This is a genomic window from Sulfurimonas sp. (assembly GCF_041583195.1).
In the GTDB taxonomy this organism is placed as follows: Bacteria; Campylobacterota; Campylobacteria; order Campylobacterales; family Sulfurimonadaceae; genus Sulfurimonas.
Window position 1 is genome coordinate 1 of the sequence record NZ_JBFHGL010000001.1, and the last position, 19,622, is coordinate 19,622.

21 protein-coding genes are annotated in these 19,622 nt (G+C 33.3%); 2 read left to right on the forward strand and 19 right to left on the reverse strand.

Translation table 11 applies throughout. The annotated features are described in order from the left end of the window. Positions 1-444: 444 nt before the first annotated feature. The 10 genes from mnmA to aroQ are packed head-to-tail and all read right to left on the reverse strand — an operon-like array spanning position 445 to position 8,344. On the reverse strand, positions 445-1,482 hold the full coding sequence (gene mnmA / locus ABZA65_RS00005; protein ID WP_373069278.1) for a tRNA 2-thiouridine(34) synthase MnmA: 1,038 nt from the start codon (positions 1,480-1,482) through the stop codon (positions 445-447). A gap of 4 nt (positions 1,483-1,486) precedes the next feature. After that, positions 1,487-2,227, reverse strand: coding sequence for a TIGR00730 family Rossman fold protein (locus ABZA65_RS00010; RefSeq protein ID WP_373069280.1), 741 nt, complete (start codon positions 2,225-2,227; stop codon positions 1,487-1,489). Between the two features lie 4 nt (positions 2,228-2,231). Beyond that, positions 2,232-3,098, reverse strand: a complete 867-nt coding sequence (fliY, locus tag ABZA65_RS00015; protein WP_373069282.1) for a flagellar motor switch protein FliY — start codon at positions 3,096-3,098, stop codon at positions 2,232-2,234. 1 nt (position 3,099) lies between these two features. Further along, positions 3,100-4,182, reverse strand: a complete 1,083-nt coding sequence (gene fliM, locus ABZA65_RS00020) for a flagellar motor switch protein FliM (protein WP_373069284.1) — start codon at positions 4,180-4,182, stop codon at positions 3,100-3,102. Beyond that, complete coding sequence (locus ABZA65_RS00025) at positions 4,175-4,867, reverse strand: RNA polymerase sigma factor FliA (RefSeq protein ID WP_373069286.1); 693 nt, start codon at positions 4,865-4,867, stop codon at positions 4,175-4,177. Before ABZA65_RS00025 ends, fliM begins: the two co-directional genes overlap by 8 nt. After that, positions 4,860-5,174 carry a hypothetical protein gene (locus tag ABZA65_RS00030; protein ID WP_373069288.1) on the reverse strand — a complete coding sequence of 105 codons (315 nt, stop codon included), beginning with the start codon at positions 5,172-5,174 and terminating at the stop codon, positions 4,860-4,862. The genes ABZA65_RS00025 and ABZA65_RS00030 overlap by 8 nt, the downstream gene beginning before the upstream one ends. Before the next feature lie 37 nt (positions 5,175-5,211). Further along, entirely contained in the window at positions 5,212-6,087 is an 876-nt protein-coding gene (locus ABZA65_RS00035; RefSeq protein ID WP_373069290.1) for a P-loop NTPase, read from the reverse strand. Continuing rightward, entirely contained in the window at positions 6,084-7,367 is a 1,284-nt protein-coding gene (gene flhF, locus ABZA65_RS00040) for a flagellar biosynthesis protein FlhF (RefSeq protein WP_373069292.1), read from the reverse strand. The genes ABZA65_RS00035 and flhF overlap by 4 nt, the downstream gene beginning before the upstream one ends. Next, positions 7,364-7,852, reverse strand: coding sequence for a 2-amino-4-hydroxy-6-hydroxymethyldihydropteridine diphosphokinase (gene folK / locus ABZA65_RS00045; RefSeq protein WP_373069294.1), 489 nt, complete (start codon positions 7,850-7,852; stop codon positions 7,364-7,366). The genes flhF and folK overlap by 4 nt, the downstream gene beginning before the upstream one ends. A gap of 9 nt (positions 7,853-7,861) precedes the next feature. Continuing rightward, a complete protein-coding gene (aroQ, locus tag ABZA65_RS00050) occupies positions 7,862-8,344 on the reverse strand; it encodes a type II 3-dehydroquinate dehydratase (RefSeq protein WP_373069296.1) in 483 nt (160 codons plus the stop codon). A gap of 115 nt (positions 8,345-8,459) precedes the next feature. Here aroQ and ABZA65_RS00055 point away from each other — a divergent pair, with 115 nt between their 5' ends. After that, the gene (locus ABZA65_RS00055) at positions 8,460-9,674 is read left to right on the forward strand and encodes a metal-dependent hydrolase (RefSeq protein WP_373069298.1); all 1,215 of its coding nucleotides are present in this window, start codon (positions 8,460-8,462) and stop codon (positions 9,672-9,674) included. On the opposite strand, the gene ABZA65_RS00060 is transcribed toward ABZA65_RS00055, so the two are convergent. Beyond that, entirely contained in the window at positions 9,671-10,894 is a 1,224-nt protein-coding gene (locus tag ABZA65_RS00060; protein ID WP_373069300.1) for a diguanylate cyclase, read from the reverse strand. The genes ABZA65_RS00055 and ABZA65_RS00060 overlap by 4 nt on opposite strands. Before the next feature lie 67 nt (positions 10,895-10,961). On the opposite strand from ABZA65_RS00060, the gene ABZA65_RS00065 reads away from it, so the two are divergent. Then, complete coding sequence (locus ABZA65_RS00065) at positions 10,962-11,399, forward strand: hypothetical protein (RefSeq protein WP_373069302.1); 438 nt, start codon at positions 10,962-10,964, stop codon at positions 11,397-11,399. Here the strand turns inward: ABZA65_RS00065 and ABZA65_RS00070 are convergent. The 8 genes from ABZA65_RS00070 to ABZA65_RS00105 are packed head-to-tail and all read right to left on the reverse strand — an operon-like array spanning position 11,396 to position 19,619. Continuing rightward, complete coding sequence (locus ABZA65_RS00070; RefSeq protein WP_373069304.1) at positions 11,396-11,992, reverse strand: FmdE family protein; 597 nt, start codon at positions 11,990-11,992, stop codon at positions 11,396-11,398. The genes ABZA65_RS00065 and ABZA65_RS00070 overlap by 4 nt on opposite strands. Positions 11,993-12,006: 14 nt before the next feature. Further along, positions 12,007-13,281 (reverse strand): aminopeptidase P N-terminal domain-containing protein, encoded by a 1,275-nt coding sequence (locus ABZA65_RS00075; protein ID WP_373069306.1) that lies wholly within the window; start codon positions 13,279-13,281, stop codon positions 12,007-12,009. Continuing rightward, positions 13,278-13,874, reverse strand: coding sequence for a hypothetical protein (locus tag ABZA65_RS00080; protein WP_373069308.1), 597 nt, complete (start codon positions 13,872-13,874; stop codon positions 13,278-13,280). Before ABZA65_RS00080 ends, ABZA65_RS00075 begins: the two co-directional genes overlap by 4 nt. Before the next feature lies 1 nt (position 13,875). Beyond that, entirely contained in the window at positions 13,876-14,835 is a 960-nt protein-coding gene (locus tag ABZA65_RS00085; RefSeq protein ID WP_373069310.1) for an MlaD family protein, read from the reverse strand. Next, complete coding sequence (locus ABZA65_RS00090) at positions 14,836-15,570, reverse strand: ABC transporter ATP-binding protein (protein WP_373069312.1); 735 nt, start codon at positions 15,568-15,570, stop codon at positions 14,836-14,838. Next, complete coding sequence (locus ABZA65_RS00095) at positions 15,571-16,683, reverse strand: ABC transporter permease (protein ID WP_373069314.1); 1,113 nt, start codon at positions 16,681-16,683, stop codon at positions 15,571-15,573. A 12-nt stretch (positions 16,684-16,695) separates the two neighbouring features. After that, positions 16,696-17,196, reverse strand: a complete 501-nt coding sequence (locus tag ABZA65_RS00100) for a chemotaxis protein CheW (protein WP_373069316.1) — start codon at positions 17,194-17,196, stop codon at positions 16,696-16,698. After that, positions 17,193-19,619: a chemotaxis protein CheW gene (locus tag ABZA65_RS00105; RefSeq protein ID WP_373069318.1), complete on the reverse strand. Its 2,427-nt coding sequence runs from the start codon at positions 19,617-19,619 to the stop codon at positions 17,193-17,195. Before ABZA65_RS00105 ends, ABZA65_RS00100 begins: the two co-directional genes overlap by 4 nt. Between the last annotated feature and the right edge of the window lie 3 nt (positions 19,620-19,622).

The following is a 19,622-nucleotide window of genomic DNA, read 5'->3' on the forward strand; positions in this document are numbered from 1 at the left end:
ACGCCGCCAGCGTTCACTCTGAGCCAGGATCAAACTCTCCATAATTGTTATTACAGAAAGATCATATAATATGAATTACTGACCTTGCCCAAGATCAAAATCTTTGGCTTTGTATTATCTAATTACTATAAATAGTATTAGACGTAAAGTATCTATTAATTTCTAAATAAATAAAAGTTAATAGACGGTTGTTGTTATTATATTTATAAAGTAAACTCTATAAACTAATAACTATTTTTTAATAGTTCTCAGTTAGTCTACTTACTTAGTTTTCAATGATCTCAAACTTCTAAATGACCCTTCAACTCAAAGCGTCTATCGAAACACTCTCTCAAATGTCTCTTCCGTTTGTGGAGCAGAATTATAGGAGGAATTTACTTAATATAAGCTTAGTGTTTTCAAGAAATCTAGAAGTTTTTTTAATGTTATGTTTTTACGTACTTTTTATGCTGTTTTATTAGCAGTCTTTGTAATCCAACCACCACCTAAAAGTTTGTTGTTATCATAAAATACTGCTGCTTGACCTTCTGCAACACCGAGTACATCTTCTTTTAGTGTTACTTTTGCACAATTGCCTTCTATAATAACATGGCAAGCTACAGCTTTTGTTCTGTATCTTAGTTTTACATGTGTATCAAATTCTTTTTCATCATTAAACATGTTTAAGTTTTCTAATTCAACATAATTACATGCTAAATCTTCTCTTTTACCAACAGTAATTTGATTTTTTTTAGCATCTATACTTAATACAAAATGTGGGTCGTGTGCTCCATTAACTGTAAAACCTTTTCTTTTTCCTATTGTGTAATGCATATAACCTTTATGCTCACCAATTACATTTCCATCTGTATCTAAGACTTCACCCGGCTTATCAACTTCAACATAATCTTTTAACAGGTCAGTGTATGTAGTATCAACAAAACATATCTCAGATGATTCTTCTTGTGATGCAAAAGATTCTAATCCTTTTATAGATGCAGCAAAATCTTTTATATCTGATTTTTTTCTCTCACCTAGTGGAAAAACCAGTCTTGGCAAAATATCTTTGTTAACATAAAATAAAAAATAACTTTGGTCTTTAGTATCATCTTCAGCTTCATAAAAATACTTACCATCAGTCTTAATGTAATGTCCAGTTGCTAAATAATCAGCTCCAATTTTATCTGCAAACTTGATCATCTCACCAAATTTTAAATTTCTATTACAAAGTGCGCATGGATTTGGTGTTTGACCTTTTTCATATGTATCTATAAAAGGTTGAAATACTTTTTCATTAAAAGTATATTGCAGATCTAATACATGTAACTTAATTCCTACAAAATCTGCAGCTTTTTGAGCACGTGCAAGATGAACTTCATGATAACCAGGTTTTGAGTGAAGTTTCATGTATAAACCTTCAACCTCATAACCATCTTCTTTTAATAACAATGCAGTAACGGTTGAGTCTACACCACCACTCATACCTACTAATACTTTTTTCATAATATTATTCAAAAAACTTTTTTAGTGATTTAAAGTATGTAGTATCTTCAAGACCTTCATCTTCTAAGATACCAATTTGGTTATTTAAAGATTTTTCAATCTCATTAGCAACATATTCCAAATCATCTGTTAAACAGATCAAATCAACATCAGCTTGATCTATCATTCCTGATTTTAAGAGTTTAGTTTTTATAAAATCCATTAGCGGTGAAAAAAACTCTTCTCCAACTACAAACAGTTTAACACCTGTAGTTTTCTTTGTCTGAATCAATGTAAGTGCTTCAAACAACTCATCTAATGTTCCATAACCACCTGGAAAAATAACATAAGCCATTGAATACTTAACCAACATAACTTTTCTAGAAAAGAAATAATCAAAATTCAAATCTATTGTTGTATATGGATTTGCAATCTGCTCAAACGGTAAGTCTATGTTTAATCCTACAGATTCAACACCACCTTGTTCATGTGCACCGCGATTAGCAGCTTCCATAATACCTGGACCACCACCACTCATAATATTAAAACCTCTTTTAGCAAGCATATTTGTTAATTCTCTTGCTTTATGGTAATAAAAATCACTCTCCGGTGTTCTTGCACTTCCAAAAACCGTAACAGTAGGACCCATTTCCCCTAATTCATCATAACCTTTTACAAAATCCGCAATAATTCTAAATACACTCCATGTATCCGCAGATTTAATATCTCTTACATATTTTTTATTTACTTCTTCATTTCTTTTCATATACTTACGACTTTAACTGAGCTAACCTTTCTTTTTTAGTTCCTATTGTTGTTATTTGAATACCAAAGTTTCCATCTACAATAACAACTTCACCTTGAGCAATTATATGATTATCTACCAAAATATCCAATGGATCATTTGCTAGTTGATTAAGTTCAACTACAGAACCTATATCCATGTTAAGAACATCTTTTAATAACATCTTCTTTTTACCAATTCTAACACGAACAGGTAGTTTAACATCCATAATAAGAGATATATTGTTGATCTCACCAGGAGTTAAATTTGCATCGTTTATTCCAATGTCTTGCAGAGAGCTTGACGGCATATGATTGTCTAGTAATGAATCTTCAGGACCTCCACCAAACAGTGTTTGTTCTAAATCTTCATCTATTATAAACATAAGCAGTGAATCAATTGATTCTATTTTAAAATCATACTTATGCATATTTGCATATTCTTCTAAACTTACTTCATTGTCATCACTAACATATTCTATGTCTTCAACTTCGAATTTTAAAACAGGTATTTCATTTTGAGAAGAGAGTGTTGTATTTATTGTTCCAAATACCGTGCTAAAAGTCTCTTTAGCACCGTCTAGATCATCTTCATTCACACTATCTCTATTTGCTAACTCTTCCCCCATCATAAGATCAGACAACGCTGCTGCTAGATTTGGAGTAACAGCCACCATAGCCTTTGCATTTACAGCACCACTAACATTTAACTTAATAAGCACAATAGGTGGAATGATATTAGCCATCATATTTAATTCTTGCTGCTCTTTTAAAGTTAAAGACGGAGCAACTCCAATCATACTTTCAACAGTTTTAACAATTTCATTTTCTAATAATTTTATAAAATCACTCATATTATTCACCTATATCTACATCATTTATTATTTCAGCAACACCTGAAATTTTTTCATGACGTTTTTTCTCAAAGTTTTCTAATGCACGTTTAACTGCATCTTTTTCTGTATCTATAACTTCTGTTACCTGTATTGACTTTCTAAATCTTCTAAGACCTATCTCACCACGGAATCTGTCTTTACCATCAATTGATACTGTTACTATATCATTTGCAGCTTCCGATAATCTTACAACATCACCAGTTTTTAGCTCCAAAATATCACGCATAGTGAGTTCAGCATTACCAAGATTTGCTTCAAGAGTTACCTTAGCACCACCAAGTAAAACTTGAAGCTCTGTATTTCTACTTTTCTTAGAACTCGTCTCGTTTAGCATCAAATCACGTGAAGCAAGACGAGGCAGAACAGGTTCAAGAGATATTACAGGGTAACATATGTTCATCATACCTGAACTATGTCCAATAATTATCTCCATAACAACCATTACAACGATCTCATTTTGAGCAACAATTTGAACAACATTAGGGCTTGATTCTTTTGATTCTATGTTTGGATAAACCTCCATAACAGGTCCCCAAGCCTCTTTTAAAGTACCCATCATAACACGTAGTATTGATTCAAATAGTGATAGTTCAATATCTGAAAACTCACGTGATGCATCAAAAGGCTCACCTTTACCGCCAAGAAGACGGTCAAGCATTGGGAATGCTATTGTAGGGTTAATCTCTATAACACCACTACCTTCCAATGGTTTTACAGAGAACACGTTAAAACTTGTAGGATTTGGTAAAGACATCAAAAACTCACCATATGTCATCTGATCAACTGAATGAAGTTGGATCTCAACGATTGAACGCATTATAGATGATATTTGAGAAGCCAATGAACGTGCCATCTTGTCATGTATACCACGAAATGCACGAAGTTGCTCTTTTGAAACCCTATTTGGTCTTTTAAAATCATATAATGTAGCTTGTTTTTGCGGCTGAGATAGTTCTTCAGTCGAATCAGGAATATCTCCGCCTTCGTCCTCTAAAACATCTAAAAGGGAATCTATCTCATCTTGACTTAATATATCAGCCATTTTCGCTTCCTACGCTTTGTTTAATTTTTTGTAATATAGACTTATGAATCTGTGATATTCTAGATTCTGTTATATCTAATACTTCACTAATCTCTTTTAAAGTTAGTTCCTCAAAATAGTATAGTTGAATGATCATCTGTTCACGTTCGCTATAAGTACCAATAACTTTTTTAACAACACTTACAAGTTCATCTCTTTCAACTTTTGCTAACGCAGCACCTTCATCACCGACTTGAAGTTGATCATGTAGAGGCATAACTGTATATATGCTTGAAGCTATACGAGCCTCATGAACTTTATCCACACTCTCATCAAGCATCTCTGCAAGCTGTTCATCGGTAGGTTCTTCATCGTTTTCAACCATATACTCTTCAACAGCATAGTCGATCTGTTTAACTAACTTTCTACTAGCACGGCTAAGTATATCTAAACTTCTTAGATAATCAAGCATAGCTCCATATACACGTTTTTTAGCATAACCCCAAAACGAATCATTTAATTTTTCATCATATCTGCGAGCTAGTTTAATCAATTCTTCGGTACCTATTGCAGAGAGGTCCATATAGTCTACAGAACTAGGAAGTCTCTCTTTTAGTCTAAAAGACATAGCTTTAACAGCAGGAAGATATTGTATAGCTAGTTCATCTTCTTTATGCTTGATATCGCTATGGTAACCGTTATGCATTTTGGGCACCCATCTCTTTATTTACTTTTATTGCTTCGTCTGTTATTTTCATAGCTGAATCAATAAGCTTCTCACGTCTATCAATCTCTTCAACAAAAATATCTAAATGTCTCTCATGTATATCTTTTGGAAACATATACGTTTTTAAAGCAATTGTTTTGAAATAAAAAGCGATAATTACATGTGAAAAAAGGTAAAAGAATGTAGTTATGAAAAAAGTATAAAGTAATAGACCTTCAGCGTCAAAAGACTTTAGTACACCGAAGATTATACCTATAAAAAAACCTTGAACTGTAAAAAAATACACAAAATTTTCGCCTAACATATATACCTCATTATTATTTCTAAAAATGTTGCATTAAGCGTTTAAACAATCCACTTAAGCCACTCTCATCAGCAGAAACTAGCACGTTTCGTTCCAATTTCCTTATAATTTTATTAGCTATTTGTTCTAAGTCTTTATATACAGAAGAGTTTTCAGCACTCACACAAAAAAGCTCTCTTCTCTTGATCGAAGATGAAACTTTTACGTCTTCATTTAACTTTCCGTAAAACTCCAAGTTAAGATTAGGTGAAATATTTGAATGGGCAACTTGTCTGATTTTTCCAAATATCGCCATTGCTTCTTTTTCACTCTTAACCTGATTTAGAATCATCCCTATGTCATTTCTCAAGCTTGAAATTGTTTTAACAGTGGCATATGCATCCGTAATTGCAGCAGGATCAGGTACAGTTACAACGATTACATCGTCTGCAGCATTTAAAAACATTTGAATATGTTCACCAATTCCTGCACCTGTATCTATGATCATCACATCAAGCTTATCTAAAATCTCAGCCTCTTGCATAAATCTTTCAAACAACTCTTTATCTGCATATTTTAAAATCTCATCACCGCTCTCACCAGGAATTAAAATAAGATTTCTAGTTACAGGTATAAGAATATCTTGGACAGTTGCTTCACCTTTTAGTACATGTAAAATATTTTTTTTAATTTTTACATTATACATTACGTCTAAATTTGCCAACCCTATATCTGCATCAAAAATACCGACATTTAATCCACTTTTTGAAAGCATATATGCAAGATTAGAGCTTATAGTACTTTTTCCTACACCGCCTTTACCACTTGTAATAGCTACAAAACGGGTATTACGAGATCTTTTTTTAGATGATGATGCTACTAATTCTTCTAGTTTCTCAGCCTGATGTCCCATCATGCTTTGCTCCTGTTGAATCCGTTAAGCATACATTCTACTAAAAACTCACTTGTTGCACATACAAGATCTTCAGGTACCTCTTGTCCTACTGAGAAATAACTGATCGGCTTTTTAGTCTCATAAGCAAGTGAAAAGATATTTCCATAGCCTTTAGTTTCATCTAGTTTTGTAAACATCAATGTATCTACACCTAAAGATGAAAAATTCTCATAAGTAACCAGCATATCTTCATATTTAATAGAACTAGGCATAGTTAAAACTACATCAACACTGTAATCTGTGCTATTTGCAGCTAAACACTCATAAATCTTCTCTATTTTGTTTTTATCATACGGACTAGATCCCATTGTATCGATCAAAATATAGTCGCAGTATTTAAGCGATTCAAGTGCAGCCGAAAATTCAGGAGGATCAACAACCGTCTCAATCCCAAGTTTCATCATTCTCGCATATTGCATCAGTTGTTCAACTGCACCAATACGGTAAGTATCTAAAACAACTAAACCAACCTTGTATTTTTTCTGCATCAAAAATGAATATCTTGCAGCAAGCTTTGCTATAGATGTTGTTTTCCCAACACCTGTAGGACCAACAAGCATAATAACTTTCTTGCTTCCCATACTTGGATTTGTCTCCATCCTTATAGGAATCACTTTTCTAAGCAGTGTTTGAAAATATCTCTTTACCGTAGTTGAGTTTTCACGCATCTGAAGAGGCATATGCTCTAATGTCATTCTCATAATAGCATCTAGATGTTTTCTATCCATTCCGCTTTGAACAGATAGCTTATAGATCTCTGCAAACTCTGGTGGAATCTGACTCTCAAGCTCAGGTGCTTTTTCATCCCAAAACATATCTTGGATTAGCTTAACTTTATCACCGAGTTTATTAATCTGGTTTTTGATCTCTTTTAGCTCTTTTGGTTCAGCTAAATTTAGATTTTGAACTGTCTGCGTTTTTTTATCGGTGTAATCAAACTGAGGTCTTGTAACATCTGAAATTTGAGAAATCTGTTCAGCTGATTTTGAAATATTAAGCAATATATCTTCACTCTCCTGTCTAAGAGGAGTTTGTTGTTGAAGAGGTTTTTTCGGCTTTTGATAACTTGATGGTATATCATTTTCATCTATACCGATTACTATCTCATAAAGAGGCTCTTTTCCAAGTGCTTTTTTTTGAATTTCACGAGTCTCAATAAGCATACCCTCATCGCCAACTTCCATTTTGGCTTTTTTAAGTGCATCTGAGGGGCTATTACCGCTAAAAGTTAAAATCTTCATCTATACAAATCCATTAAAGGTATCAACACGCTGTCTCTTTTATTCCACCCTGGATGAGGGAGAGTTAATTTTTCTTTATTCATACAAATATTATCATAGAAAATGATATCCAAATCTAAACTCCTAGGTGCGTTGGCAAAAGTTCTTACTCTTCGAAACTTTTTTTCAACTTTTTGAAGATAGTTTAAAATCTGCATTGGCAGCATATTTGTTTTTAACACAATTAAAGCATTAAAAAAATCATCCTGTTCTAAAAATCCAAACGGTGGATTTTTCAGTATTGATGATGTTTGTAAAACTTCAACCATATTACTTTTTTTAAAAAAACAAAAGAGATGTTCAAATCTGCGTTTAACATCTCCTGTATTCCCGCCGATTCCAACTATGACTTGATGTCTATAAGTTGATTTTTGGGAAGTTTTATATCCGTAACGTAAACCTTTATATATACTAAGTTCATCATTTAATTTACGCTTTAGATACACTAACAAACCTTATTGAGCTTGTTGTTGCGCTTGCTGTTGAGCAGCTTGTGCAGCAGCAATTTCTTGCATAATTTGAGTCATACCAACCATAGCTAAATGGTAACCAAACGGACCAAAACCAACAATTGACGATGCACATACAGGTGCTACCATATTTGTTTTTCTAAACTCTTCACGACGGTGAATGTTAGAGATATGAACTTCAATAGTCGGAATAGCTACTGCACTGATCGCATCACGAATAGCAATTGATGTGTGAGTATATGCCGCAGGGTTAATGATAATCCCTTGAGCTTCACCGTAACATTCTTGAATTTTATCAACAATCTCACCCTCTAAATTTGACTGAAAAAACTCTATTTCTATATTGTTCTGTCCCGCGAACTCTTTCATTTGAGCATGGATTTGTTCTAATTTCATCGGTCCGTAAATTTGTTGTTCTCTTACACCTAACATGTTTAAGTTTGGACCTTGAATAACTACTACTTTCATTTTTTACCTTGTATTTAGACTTTAAAGAGATATTTTATCTTATAGAATATTAAAGTTGATTGATTTTTAACAAATGATGTATAATTACGCAACTAAACCACTCCAAAGAAATTAAATGCGAATTATTACACCCCATTATATATTACTAGAAGACAGAGTTGTTACTAACCTCTCCGTAGCTTACGATAAAACTATTAAAAAAATAGCACCATACGAAGAACTCTTAGATGAATTTCCAGATGCAAAAGTTACATCACTAAGAGAAAACTCATTACTTATGCCAGGACTTATAAATGCACATGTTCATATAGAATTTAGCGGCAATAAAACAGAACTTTCTTACGGTGATTTTATATCTTGGCTTTACAGCGTAATAGAAAACCGTGAGGATTTGATTAACGGATGTTCAAAAGAGTGTATGAATAAAGCTATTGATCAAATGTTAAGGTCCGGAATTACAACTTTTGGTGCAATTTCATCACATGCGATGGATCTTGAAGCGTGTGAAAATGCTAAACAAAATGTTGTATTTTTTAATGAACTTATAGGAAGTCAAGCTGCAGCAGCTGATGCTTTATACGGTGATTTTATAGCACGACTAGACTCATCAAAAGCTGTAAAACGTGAAGGTTTTTATCCTGCAGTCGCTATCCATTCTCCATATTCTGTTCATCCTATTCTAGTAAAAAAAGCACTTGAACTTGTTAAAAATGAAAACCTTCAACTAACAGCTCACTTTATGGAGTCTCAAGCTGAAAGAGATTGGTTAGATAAAAGTTCCGGTGATTTTAAAGACTTTTTTGAACAGCTTCTAAAACAAAGTAATGCTATTTGTGATTCTGATGAGTTTTTATCGTATTTTGACGATCATAAGGCACTTTTTACTCATGCAACTAAAACTAATGAGAAAGAGCTTGATAGTATTTCCAAAAATAACCAAACGATTATCCACTGCCCCATTTCAAACAGACTTCTTGGAAACGGCGCACTAGATATTAAGACATTAAATGAAAAAAATATCCGCTGGATCTTAGCTACAGACGGACTTAGTTCAAACTATAAGCTTGACCTGTTTGAAGAGATGAAAGTAGCTCTATTTATGCATACTGACCAACCACTTTTAACTTTAGCAAATCAACTTTTAAAAAGTGTTACTATAGATGCTGCAGATGCACTTGGTTTAAATACGGGAGAGATCAAAGAGGGTAAAAATGCAGATATGATCGTTCTTGATTTGGATGTTGAACCAAATGAGGAACTGCCTATTCATATCATACTTCACCGTTACAATATTTCAAAAGTAATTATTAATGGAGAGGATGCTCTTTAAGAGCATTCATTTGCAGATAATATATACCTGTTACGTCCATTCTCTTTTGCTTTATATAACATCTTATCTGCTTTGGTAATTATATATTCTTCATTGATTGAAGGATGAACTATACAAGATACTACACCGACTGATATAGTAACATAATCATTTACCTGACTAGCTTTGTGTTCAACTTTGAGTCCTAAAACAGTATCACATATTTTTTGAGCCATTTTCGAGCTGTTATGAGGATCTGTTTCACTCATCAATACTCCAAACTCTTCACCGCCTAACCTAAACACATAATCACTAGGTCGTTTAAAAATCGAGTTTAAAGCAGAAGCTACTTTTTTCAAAGCATTATCACCCCCTACATGCCCGTAAGTATCGTTATATTGTTTAAAGTAATCAATATCTAGCATCATAAAAGTAAAATGTTTTTTAGAGCGCTTAGCACGTTTAAATTCTCTCTCATATACCATGTTAAAATAACGTCTGTTATGTAGTTTTGTAAGAGAATCTGTATATGAAGCATCTTCTAGTTTTTTATTAGCTTTTTTTAGTTTTTTATGGGCAACTTCAAGCTCAGTTTGATCATCTTGTATACTTTTAAATACTTGATATGAAATAACAAGTAGTCCAAAAATAACCATTAATAAAACAATTCCAAGTTGCTTTAAAGTTGCATCATAATTTTCTAAAAAATTCTTTCTTTCATATTTTGCAACATCTACTTCATAGTTTATAAGTTTTTTTATACTTTTATAAATGTGCTGTATTTTTTCCTCTAAGAGTTGTATTGATACATTTTCAAATCCATGTCCGTCTTTCGCATATTTTAGTAATTTTTCAAAATATATATTTGTATTTTTAATCTCCATAGAGACATACTCTACATATTGAATCTCTTCATCTCTTTTAAAATGACTCTCATAACTTTTCCATATTTTTTGTATCTTTTCTAACGAACTTGTTATATCGGAATAGAATTCATCTGAATTTATCTCTGAAGCTTTTGCTTTAAAAACTGTGGCAGACAACTCACCATTATAGATCTGTACAATCTCATTTAGTTCATAAATAGGTACTAGTGAACCAAAATAAAGTGAGTCCGTATTTTTTTTCATTGCATTAACATTAGCTGTACCTATAACGGAAATGGCTATTAATCCAAAAGTTATTAATACCAGTAAAAACAACAACTTGCTTCTAAGTTTTAATGCTTCAATAAATTTCATACTTATCTTTTAAGCAATTGATATACCACAAAATGATAAAATTTCGCAAAAAGAACAAGGAAAGAAAATGCCAGTTGCACATGCTATAAATACAGATAGTTATTTAGATCCAATAGAGATCGAAGCACATTTAAAAAATGTTGAATATGCTATTCTTGCTACACCTGCACCGAGTCATTTTAAAGACACACCTATCCAATTTACTATATTTTTAAATACACAAGATGTGTTTTCTCAAGATATCAAAGATGCAATTTTAGATAAGTTTTGCGATGAGAACAACATTACAAATCCATCTGAAGTTATGAGTCAGCTTATGCCTGTTGGTTTTGGTAGAAGTGCCGCACAAGATACACCTATGCCGCTACTTCTGATAAAACCAGAAGATCAAAATTCAATCCCACACACTGTTATGCACGTAATAGATTTTTTAGGGGATTCTGACCAGTTTTTTGAAGCAAAAACTGAAGGTTTAACAGGTTGGTCTTACTCTTATGGGAGTTAAGACTTTATTGTTATTACTTTATCTATATTTTCAAAAATCTTTTTAACTCTACCCTGCCAAAGTTTTTTAAACTCTTTGGCTTCTTCATCTGTCGCAAAATTTCTAAGCAGTTTTTGCATTAGTTCTGCTTGGGCTGGATCAGGCTTAATAACATCAGGGTTATAAGTAATTTCAACACTCTCATTAGTATCGTTTCTTTTAAACTTTACACTTGAATCAATAAGAGCATTAAAACTAACAAGTGAATGTCTAATATACTCACCTCCAATCCCTTTAAAGCCAAGTGTTTTCGTTGCACCTGTAATTTGACTCATTACATTTGAGATAATGCCTGCTACACCATCATTTTCATCAGAAGCATACTCTATCACGATCTCACCGCGGACAGGAGTTTCATCTTTATATAACTCTTTTAAACCAACAAGTGTCATTATATAGGCACCAGCAACTGTAGGACATGAATGTCCTGCATTTTTTACAACGTCTAAATAACTAAACTCAACTATACCATCATCTATACTTCCTAAAAACTCTGCTAGTTCATCTTTTAAAGTGATCGTTGGAAGCGTGTCAAAAAACTCCGGGTATTTCATAACTCTATTTCCTCTTAATTTATACTTTCTATATCTTCTACTGTTTTTATAATATCTGCCGATAAGTTTTCATAGCCATCATCCGTGAGCAATATATCATCCTCTATACGTATTCCGATTCCACGATATTTTTGCGGCACCTTTTTATCATCTATATCCAAGTAAAGTCCAGGTTCAATAGTTAAAACCATTCCCTTTGCCAGAACAATCTCTTTTCCGTTTTCATCTTTATAAGGACACTGATCATGAACATCTATACCCATCCAGTGGCCTATTCCATGTGGATAATAAGGTTTATATTTTTCTTTTTTTATAAGTTTTTTAATATCGCCTTTTAATATACCTAGCTCTACAAGAGACTCAGTTAAACACTTTACGGCAATCTTTTGTAATTTAGTTCTTTTTACACCAGGCTTTATTGCCTCTAGGACTTTTAACTGTGTGTCTAATACTAAGTTATATACCTCTTTTTGCTCCTCAGTAAACTTACCGCTTACAGGAATTGTCCTAGTTATATCACTAGCATAATGTTCATATTCACAACCTGCATCTATCAAAATTAAATCATTATTTTTAAATGGCTTATTATTCTCAATATAGTGCAGTGTATTTGCATTGTTTCCACCTGCAATAATAGATGTATATGCATCGCTGTAAGCACCCTGACTTTTAAAACTATGTTCTATTTCAGCTAATAGTTCATACTCAAATCGATCCTGCTTTTTAAATTTCATCGCTCTTAAATGAGCATCTTTTGTAATATTTATCGCTTTTTTTATAAGTTTTATCTCTGAATCTGATTTAACTAAGCGCATTTTTTGAATAATAGGTGCTATATTTTTATAATTTGATATATTTCTTGAATGTTTTTTTAAGAGATCAGCTTTTGAAAATGTCAGATCAAAATCAAAATATAAACTTTTCTTGGCACTGATATACTCTTTATATTTTTCTTCAAACTTATCATCTGTATATACTTGATCAACTAAAAACCTTTTTTTGGCTTCTTTAGCACCAAGCCTTTTTCCGTTCCACAGCTCATCTACTTTATCTTTTTTATTTACAAATAAAATTGACTTGTAGTTTTTATTTTTTTTAATTAAAACGAGAGTTGCATTATCCTCTTTAAAACCGGTCATATAGTAAAAATTGCTGTTCTGTCTATAAGGATATTCGGTATCGTTTGAACGTGTTTTATAACTGTTAGAAAAAATCACAGCTATGCTGTTTTTAGACATTTTAGAGACTAATGTGTCGCGTCTTTCTTTGTATTCGTCTTCTTTGATCATCTACAAACCTTAACAAACCAATCTGAACTCTCACTAAGTATATTTGTTAAAGCTGCATTTAGAGCATTTACACCACCATCTGCATCAAGTGTTTTAGAGTCTACTTTTGATCTAAAAGTTTTTGTGGAGATCACTTGTGATGTTTTGAAATCTATAATTGAGAAATTTATTTGAACCAATGAGTATGATTCTTTTAGATCTTTAGAATAATACTGCATAAAGTCTTCCAAATTAACTTCTATAATCAAATCAGCCATACTTCTTGATTTTGATTCTTGTACGCTTTTAAACAGTTCAATATTTCTTAGCATCTTTATAAGTTCATTTGAAACCGCATAATTAGGATTGTTTAGCCAAGCCGATTCTGAATATTCATAAACTTTTGAATCTCCCCTTACGTAGCTCATATCTTTTGATATTAAAGATGAGTTTGTAAATGCCAAGGCAACTTTAGCACTTTTAGAACTACAAGCAGACTCCTCAGTTTTAGCAAGATTTATATTAGGCGAGACTTTATACTTAACAATTGTCGGAACCTTTGTTGAACAAGCCGTAAATAAAAACAATAAACTTAGCAGTAGATATTTTCCCATATTATTCTCCTGGTCCTTTATTGATCTCTTGTGTTTTATAAAGTATATCTCCAGGACTTTTTTCATATTGTTCAGCCAATGAATCCATCCTGATGATCAACTGTTGCATCTCTAAAAGTGTATTGTTAATATTTGGAACCAACTCGCTTGTTATACCTTTAATATTAAAATCACCTCTTGCTACAGAAGCCTTAAAAACATCCATAGAACCTTTAATACCCATGTAACTTTTCATAATAGTTTGAAAATTAGCAGCTAGTTTATTCTCCCACTCTACACTATTTTCAATAAAATTTTCTATTTTTGGCATCATAATATTTAATTTTGCACTTGTTAATTCAATGTTTTCTATAGAGTTTTGAAAATGTTTTATAGTTTTTTCATTAAACATCCTATCAAGCTTATCCATAAACTTGGCAGATCTGTTCAAAATTATCGTTACTTGCTTTTGATTTTCCTCATTTAATAGTGCCTGAGTGCCATCAAGAGTTTTTGAAAGGTTTTTTGAAACATCACCAAACGAGAGTTCAAACTTCTCAAAAAAGCTAGGGGTACTTTTTATTACAGGATATCTTTCCCCATCGCTTTTTTCTAAAAGCTCAGTCCCGTTCTCACCCATTGTCAAGTTAATATAACTTAAACCGGTAATACCTTGCGAAGTTAGTTTTGCCCTTGTAGTAGTTTTAATAGGTGTAGTTTTCAATATACTAACAGTTACTTGAACCTGCTCCGTATTTTTTGGATTAATGTTTATTTTTGAGACTTTTCCAACATCAATTCCTCTGAACTTTACAGGTGCTTCAATGTTTAAACCAAGTACAGATTCATCAAAATATACATAATAATTTTTCATCGCCCTTTCTTGTGATGGTTGCAATAACCAATAAGAAAATACAACTATCATTGCCAGGCCTATAACGACAAGAATTCCGATAAGCGTATAGTTTACTTTGTTATTCATTTATAAGTTTGCCTTGAAAAATGTACGAATAAATTCACTTTTTTCATCTTTGATATTATCGAGCGAACCTTCATAAACAATTTTTTTATTATCTATAACAGCTATTTTATCCAATGTATTATAAATTGATTTTAAATCGTGCGATACCATAACTACACTAAGCCCCAAAAGTTCTCTTAATTTTAAAATTAATGAATCAAATTCCCTTGCAGAAATCGGATCAAGTCCACTTGTAGGCTCATCTAAAAATAAAAGTTTAGGATCTAGTGCCAAGGCACGTGCAAGTGCTGCTTTTTTCTTCATACCGCCTGATATTTGTGAGGGATAAAGTAATGCGTCTGATTGTTTTAAGCCGACTATATTTATTTTAAATGCAACTATCTCCTCGATCATTTTTTTACTTAGATCACTGTACTCTACAAGACCAAGCGCTATGTTTTCAGCTAAAGTCAGTGATGAGAACAGCGCTCCGGCTTGAAATAGAACTCCCCATTTTTGTCTTAATTCCTGCGCTTCATCTTGAGATATATAATTTAGATTGTGTCCTAACACCTCTATAGTTCCAGAGAAGTATTTTTGCAGCATAACCATCTCACGTAAAAGTGTAGTTTTTCCACATCCACTTGGGCCCAATAGACCGTAAATCTCACCCTCTTTTATCTCCAAGTTCAAGCCATCGTGAATAACAGTATCACCATATCTAGTTACTAAATTTTTTACACTTATAATACTCATCTAAATACCTAAATTAGTAAAGATTATTGAAAAGATTGCATCACACATTATTACGGCAAATATAGACTCTACTACACTCTTTGTAGTGTTAAAACCTATACTTTGCGTATCATCCTTTACGGCCATTCCTCTATATATTGCAATAGTGGCGATCAAGAATGCAAAAAATGGCCCCTTAACTATACCTACATAAAAATGTCTAACATCGATAGCTACCAAAAATCTGTCTAAAAACATATTTACCGTAATATCAAGATCAATATTGGCAACAATCATACCACCTATGATCGCCATAATATCAGATATAAATATAAGAATCGGCATCATTATCATTAGTGCAATAATTCTAGGCAATACTAAAAACAGATATGGATCAAAACCCATAGTTCGCATAGCGTCCAACTCTTCAGTTATCTTCATTGCACCAATCTGTGCCGTATAAGCACTTCCGCTTCTCCCAGCTATTACAATGGCTGTAATTATAGGTGCTAATTCACGCATAATAGAAATACCGAGCATATCAACTATAAAGATATTTGCACCGTATGTTTTTAACTGATAAGCTCCTTGATAAGCTACTACAAGTCCTATTAAAAAGCTTGTAAGGGCAATAATTCCAAGAGCTTTTACAGCACTTTCATTAATCTCAAAAGCTGTCTCTTTGTATCTTATACTATGCAAATTTTTAACTAGGTGAAGTTTTGTAGAAAACAGTTTTCCCAAAAATGCAAAGAAACTCATAAAACCAAGAAAGTTATTATAAGCACGCTTACCGATTGCTTCTAAAAAACTCTTTTTCTTTTTCTTTTTAGATGGAGTCGAAGAATATTTTTTTACTAGATTTATAGTGTCTAATATATCATCAGAATTACATAACAGTTCAAAAGATATATGTTGAGTTTCCAGACTTTTCATAAATTTTTCCAAGAATATGGCAGCCGTTGTATCAAAAAAAGTTAGATCATTTAAATCTATAACGATATTGTTAAAAGAAGTATAGTTTATTGATTTGATTTTAGCCTCATAATTAGAGACTTTATAAAGGTTAAACTCACCCTTAAACTTAAGAGTGAGTCCGGAATGCTCAGTTAGTATTTCTAGCTTGTCATTCATAAAATTTTATTTTTAGAAATCTCTTTCTAAAAGTTTATCCGGCTTTAAAATAGTGATAATTCTATCTTCCTCTTTTCCTACACCGTCTATTAAAGAGTCTTCAGCATTAATTGTATCAGGTGCCGGTCCTATGTTTGCTTTTTTAATACGTAGTGCCATAGTTAGCCTATCTATAACAAAACCTGCTACTTCATCACCGTGTTTCATAACTATAAAACGTGTCTCATCACTGTGTTTTTGTTCATTCAGTCCAAATTTAAGGCGTAAGTCTATTAAGGGTATTACAGCACCACGCATATTAAATACACCCTTTACGTAAGCCGGAACTTGAGGAACACGTGTCCATGTAAAAGGCTTAATGATCTCCTGAATCGATAAAATAGGCACTGCATACTCTTCATCGCCTATTATAAATCCTACTAGCTGAACTATGTCATCTAGTTGGCTTAAACTCTCATCTTCGTTTTGCTGCTGGCTTTGTTTATTTATTACATCTTTTAATTTTTCACTCATGATAAGAACTCCGATTTAAAGTTTACATTTCTTTGAACTACACTTGATAGGTAGTCAGCTGAGTATGGTTTAGTGATATATTCAACCATTCCACTCTCAACACCACGCATACGATCAGATTTACCAGTACGAGATGTTACGGCTATAAGCGGTAGGTTTTTATATCTGTTATATTTTTTTATCTCAGTAGCTAGTGTATATCCGTCCATTCTCGGCATTTCAATGTCTATAAGCATTGCATCAAAAGTATGTTCACCCTGTTTTAAGATATTTAATGCTTCTTGACCATCACTAGCTTCAACAAGTGTAACACCTAATGGCTCCATCGCCTTTCTCATAATAGTTCTATCTGTTTTAGAATCATCTACGATCATAACAACATAGTCACTTGCCTGAGTTTTCTCCTTAGAACCACCATCTTCACCAGAAGATGAACTTTGACCTATTGTTGATTTAACACCTTTTGCCATCTCCATAAGTGCAACAACATCAACAATAAGTGTAACACCACCATCACCACGGATTGTAGCACCGGCAATACCATCAATTCCTTTTAAGTATTCTCCAAGAGATTTAATAACTATCTCTTCCTGACCAACAAGTGTATCAACAATGAGACCGAGTTTTTGCGCACCAAGACCAAGTACAACTACATATGCATGTTCACCACCATCAATAATGCGTTCAACTTCAAAAATATCACCTATATGAACAAGCGATAAAACTTCATCACGAAGTCTCATAACACTTCTTCCCTCAACCGTATATATTTCATCTGTAGATATTCTAACTGTCTCCATAACCGAAGCTAATGGAATTGCATAAGCTTCTTCCTGAACACCAACAAGTAGTGCTTGGATAATAGCAAGAGTTAGAGGGATTTTTAACTTAATAGAAGTCCCTACACCAACCTCTGAATCTATATCGATAATACCGTTTAGTTTTTCGATATTTGTCTTAACAACGTCCATACCAACACCACGTCCAGAAACATTCGTTACTTGCGCAGCAGTTGAGAAACCAGGTTTAAAGATAAGAGCAAATGCCTCTTTATCTGACATCTGATCTGCTTCTTTTTCAGTGATAATACCTTTTTCTAAAGACTTGTTTTTCAGCATCTCTGCATCAAGACCTTTACCATCATCATCGATCTGGATAACTATTTGGTTACCTTCATTATATGCTTTTAGCTTGATTGTACCTTGTTCATCTTTTCCGGCAGCTACACGAACATCAGGATTCTCTACACCGTGATCACATGAGTTACGGATAATATGTACTAAAGGATCTCCGATCTCTTCAACGATAGATTTGTCAAGTTCTGTCTCTTCACCCGAGATCTCTAGTTCTATTTTTTTACTTAATTCACGAGTTAAATCACGAATCATTCTTGGGAACTTGTTAAACACTTTACCCACAGGAAGCATACGTGTTTTCATAACCGCTATTTGAAGATCAGTAGTTACCAAAGAAACAATAGATACTACTTGGTTTAACTCTTCTAAGAACTCTTCACCTTCATAACGCTCTTCTACATCGTCATTTATCTTAATTAATCTGTTTTTCGCAAGTACAAGCTCACCGATTAGATTCATTAAGTGATCAAGTCTTTTTACATCAACACGAATTGTTTGCTCAACAGTTGGAGCTTTTTTCGCAGGAGCTGACTTAGAAGCACTAGCTCTTGGGTCTTCATCTGCTCCACTACTTGCTTCTGGCTTAGATGGCGGTGGTGGTGGAGGCGGTGGCGGTGGCGGTGCAGTATCTTCTTTAGCTTCCTCTTTTTTCTCTTCAACTTCTTCAGGAGAAGGTGGTGCTGAAGGAACACTCTCTCCAGCTGCAATTTTAGCTTCCCTCTTAGCTTTGTCTTCAGCTTGACGCTCAGCCAAAAGCCTAGCAATTTCAGCTTCAACATCATCATCACTCATATTTTCATAATCTGGTTCATCTTCAGCAGGTGTTTCTTCCTCAGCAGGAACCTCTTCAACAGGAGTTTCTTGAGGTGCAGCTTCAACAACAGGAGTGTCAACATTTCCATCACCACCGTCGATCTTATCAAGTTTAGCAACACAGTCACTTACATCAACACCACCGTCACTGCTCGTATCACGGATAGTCTCTAAAAGACGTTTCATTAAGTCAATTGATTCTAAAATTACGTCCATAATATCAGGAGTGATAACTAGATCACCGTGTCTAGCTTTATTTAGAATATTTTCCATATGGTGTGTTAAATGCGTTAAAACATCCATATTTAGGAATGAAGACGCCCCTTTAATAGTATGTGCTACACGGAAAATACCGTTTAAAAGTTCTAAATCCTCAGGATTTGATTCTAATTCAACTAAATCTTCATCTAACTTTTCAACTAACTCAAAAGACTCAACTAAAAAGTCCTGCAGTATCTCTTGAAATTCATCCATATT

Excerpts from the sequence above, each read along its gene's own strand:
- ABZA65_RS00080 (WP_373069308.1), bottom strand. The coding sequence starts at position 13,874 with ATGGGAAAATATCTACTGCTAAGTTTATTGTTTTTATTTACGGCTTGT.
- ABZA65_RS00090 (WP_373069312.1), bottom strand. The coding sequence starts at position 15,570 with ATGAGTATTATAAGTGTAAAAAATTTAGTAACTAGATATGGTGATACT.
- aroQ (WP_373069296.1), bottom strand. The coding sequence starts at position 8,344 with ATGAAAGTAGTAGTTATTCAAGGTCCAAACTTAAACATGTTAGGTGTA.
- ABZA65_RS00025 (WP_373069286.1), bottom strand. The coding sequence starts at position 4,867 with ATGCATAACGGTTACCATAGCGATATCAAGCATAAAGAAGATGAACTA.
- mnmA (WP_373069278.1), bottom strand. The coding sequence starts at position 1,482 with ATGAAAAAAGTATTAGTAGGTATGAGTGGTGGTGTAGACTCAACCGTT.
- ABZA65_RS00065 (WP_373069302.1), top strand. The coding sequence starts at position 10,962 with ATGCCAGTTGCACATGCTATAAATACAGATAGTTATTTAGATCCAATA.
- ABZA65_RS00085 (WP_373069310.1), bottom strand. The coding sequence starts at position 14,835 with ATGAATAACAAAGTAAACTATACGCTTATCGGAATTCTTGTCGTTATA.
- fliY (WP_373069282.1), bottom strand. The coding sequence starts at position 3,098 with ATGAGTGATTTTATAAAATTATTAGAAAATGAAATTGTTAAAACTGTT.
- ABZA65_RS00075 (WP_373069306.1), bottom strand. The coding sequence starts at position 13,281 with ATGATCAAAGAAGACGAATACAAAGAAAGACGCGACACATTAGTCTCT.
- ABZA65_RS00035 (WP_373069290.1), bottom strand. The coding sequence starts at position 6,087 with ATGATGGGACATCAGGCTGAGAAACTAGAAGAATTAGTAGCATCATCA.
- fliM (WP_373069284.1), bottom strand. The coding sequence starts at position 4,182 with ATGGCTGATATATTAAGTCAAGATGAGATAGATTCCCTTTTAGATGTT.
- ABZA65_RS00070 (WP_373069304.1), bottom strand. The coding sequence starts at position 11,992 with ATGAAATACCCGGAGTTTTTTGACACGCTTCCAACGATCACTTTAAAA.
- ABZA65_RS00095 (WP_373069314.1), bottom strand. The coding sequence starts at position 16,683 with ATGAATGACAAGCTAGAAATACTAACTGAGCATTCCGGACTCACTCTT.
- ABZA65_RS00055 (WP_373069298.1), top strand. The coding sequence starts at position 8,460 with ATGCGAATTATTACACCCCATTATATATTACTAGAAGACAGAGTTGTT.
- ABZA65_RS00010 (WP_373069280.1), bottom strand. The coding sequence starts at position 2,227 with ATGAAAAGAAATGAAGAAGTAAATAAAAAATATGTAAGAGATATTAAA.
- ABZA65_RS00060 (WP_373069300.1), bottom strand. The coding sequence starts at position 10,894 with ATGAAATTTATTGAAGCATTAAAACTTAGAAGCAAGTTGTTGTTTTTA.
- flhF (WP_373069292.1), bottom strand. The coding sequence starts at position 7,367 with ATGAAGATTTTAACTTTTAGCGGTAATAGCCCCTCAGATGCACTTAAA.
- ABZA65_RS00105 (WP_373069318.1), bottom strand. The coding sequence starts at position 19,619 with ATGGATGAATTTCAAGAGATACTGCAGGACTTTTTAGTTGAGTCTTTT.
- ABZA65_RS00100 (WP_373069316.1), bottom strand. The coding sequence starts at position 17,196 with ATGAGTGAAAAATTAAAAGATGTAATAAATAAACAAAGCCAGCAGCAA.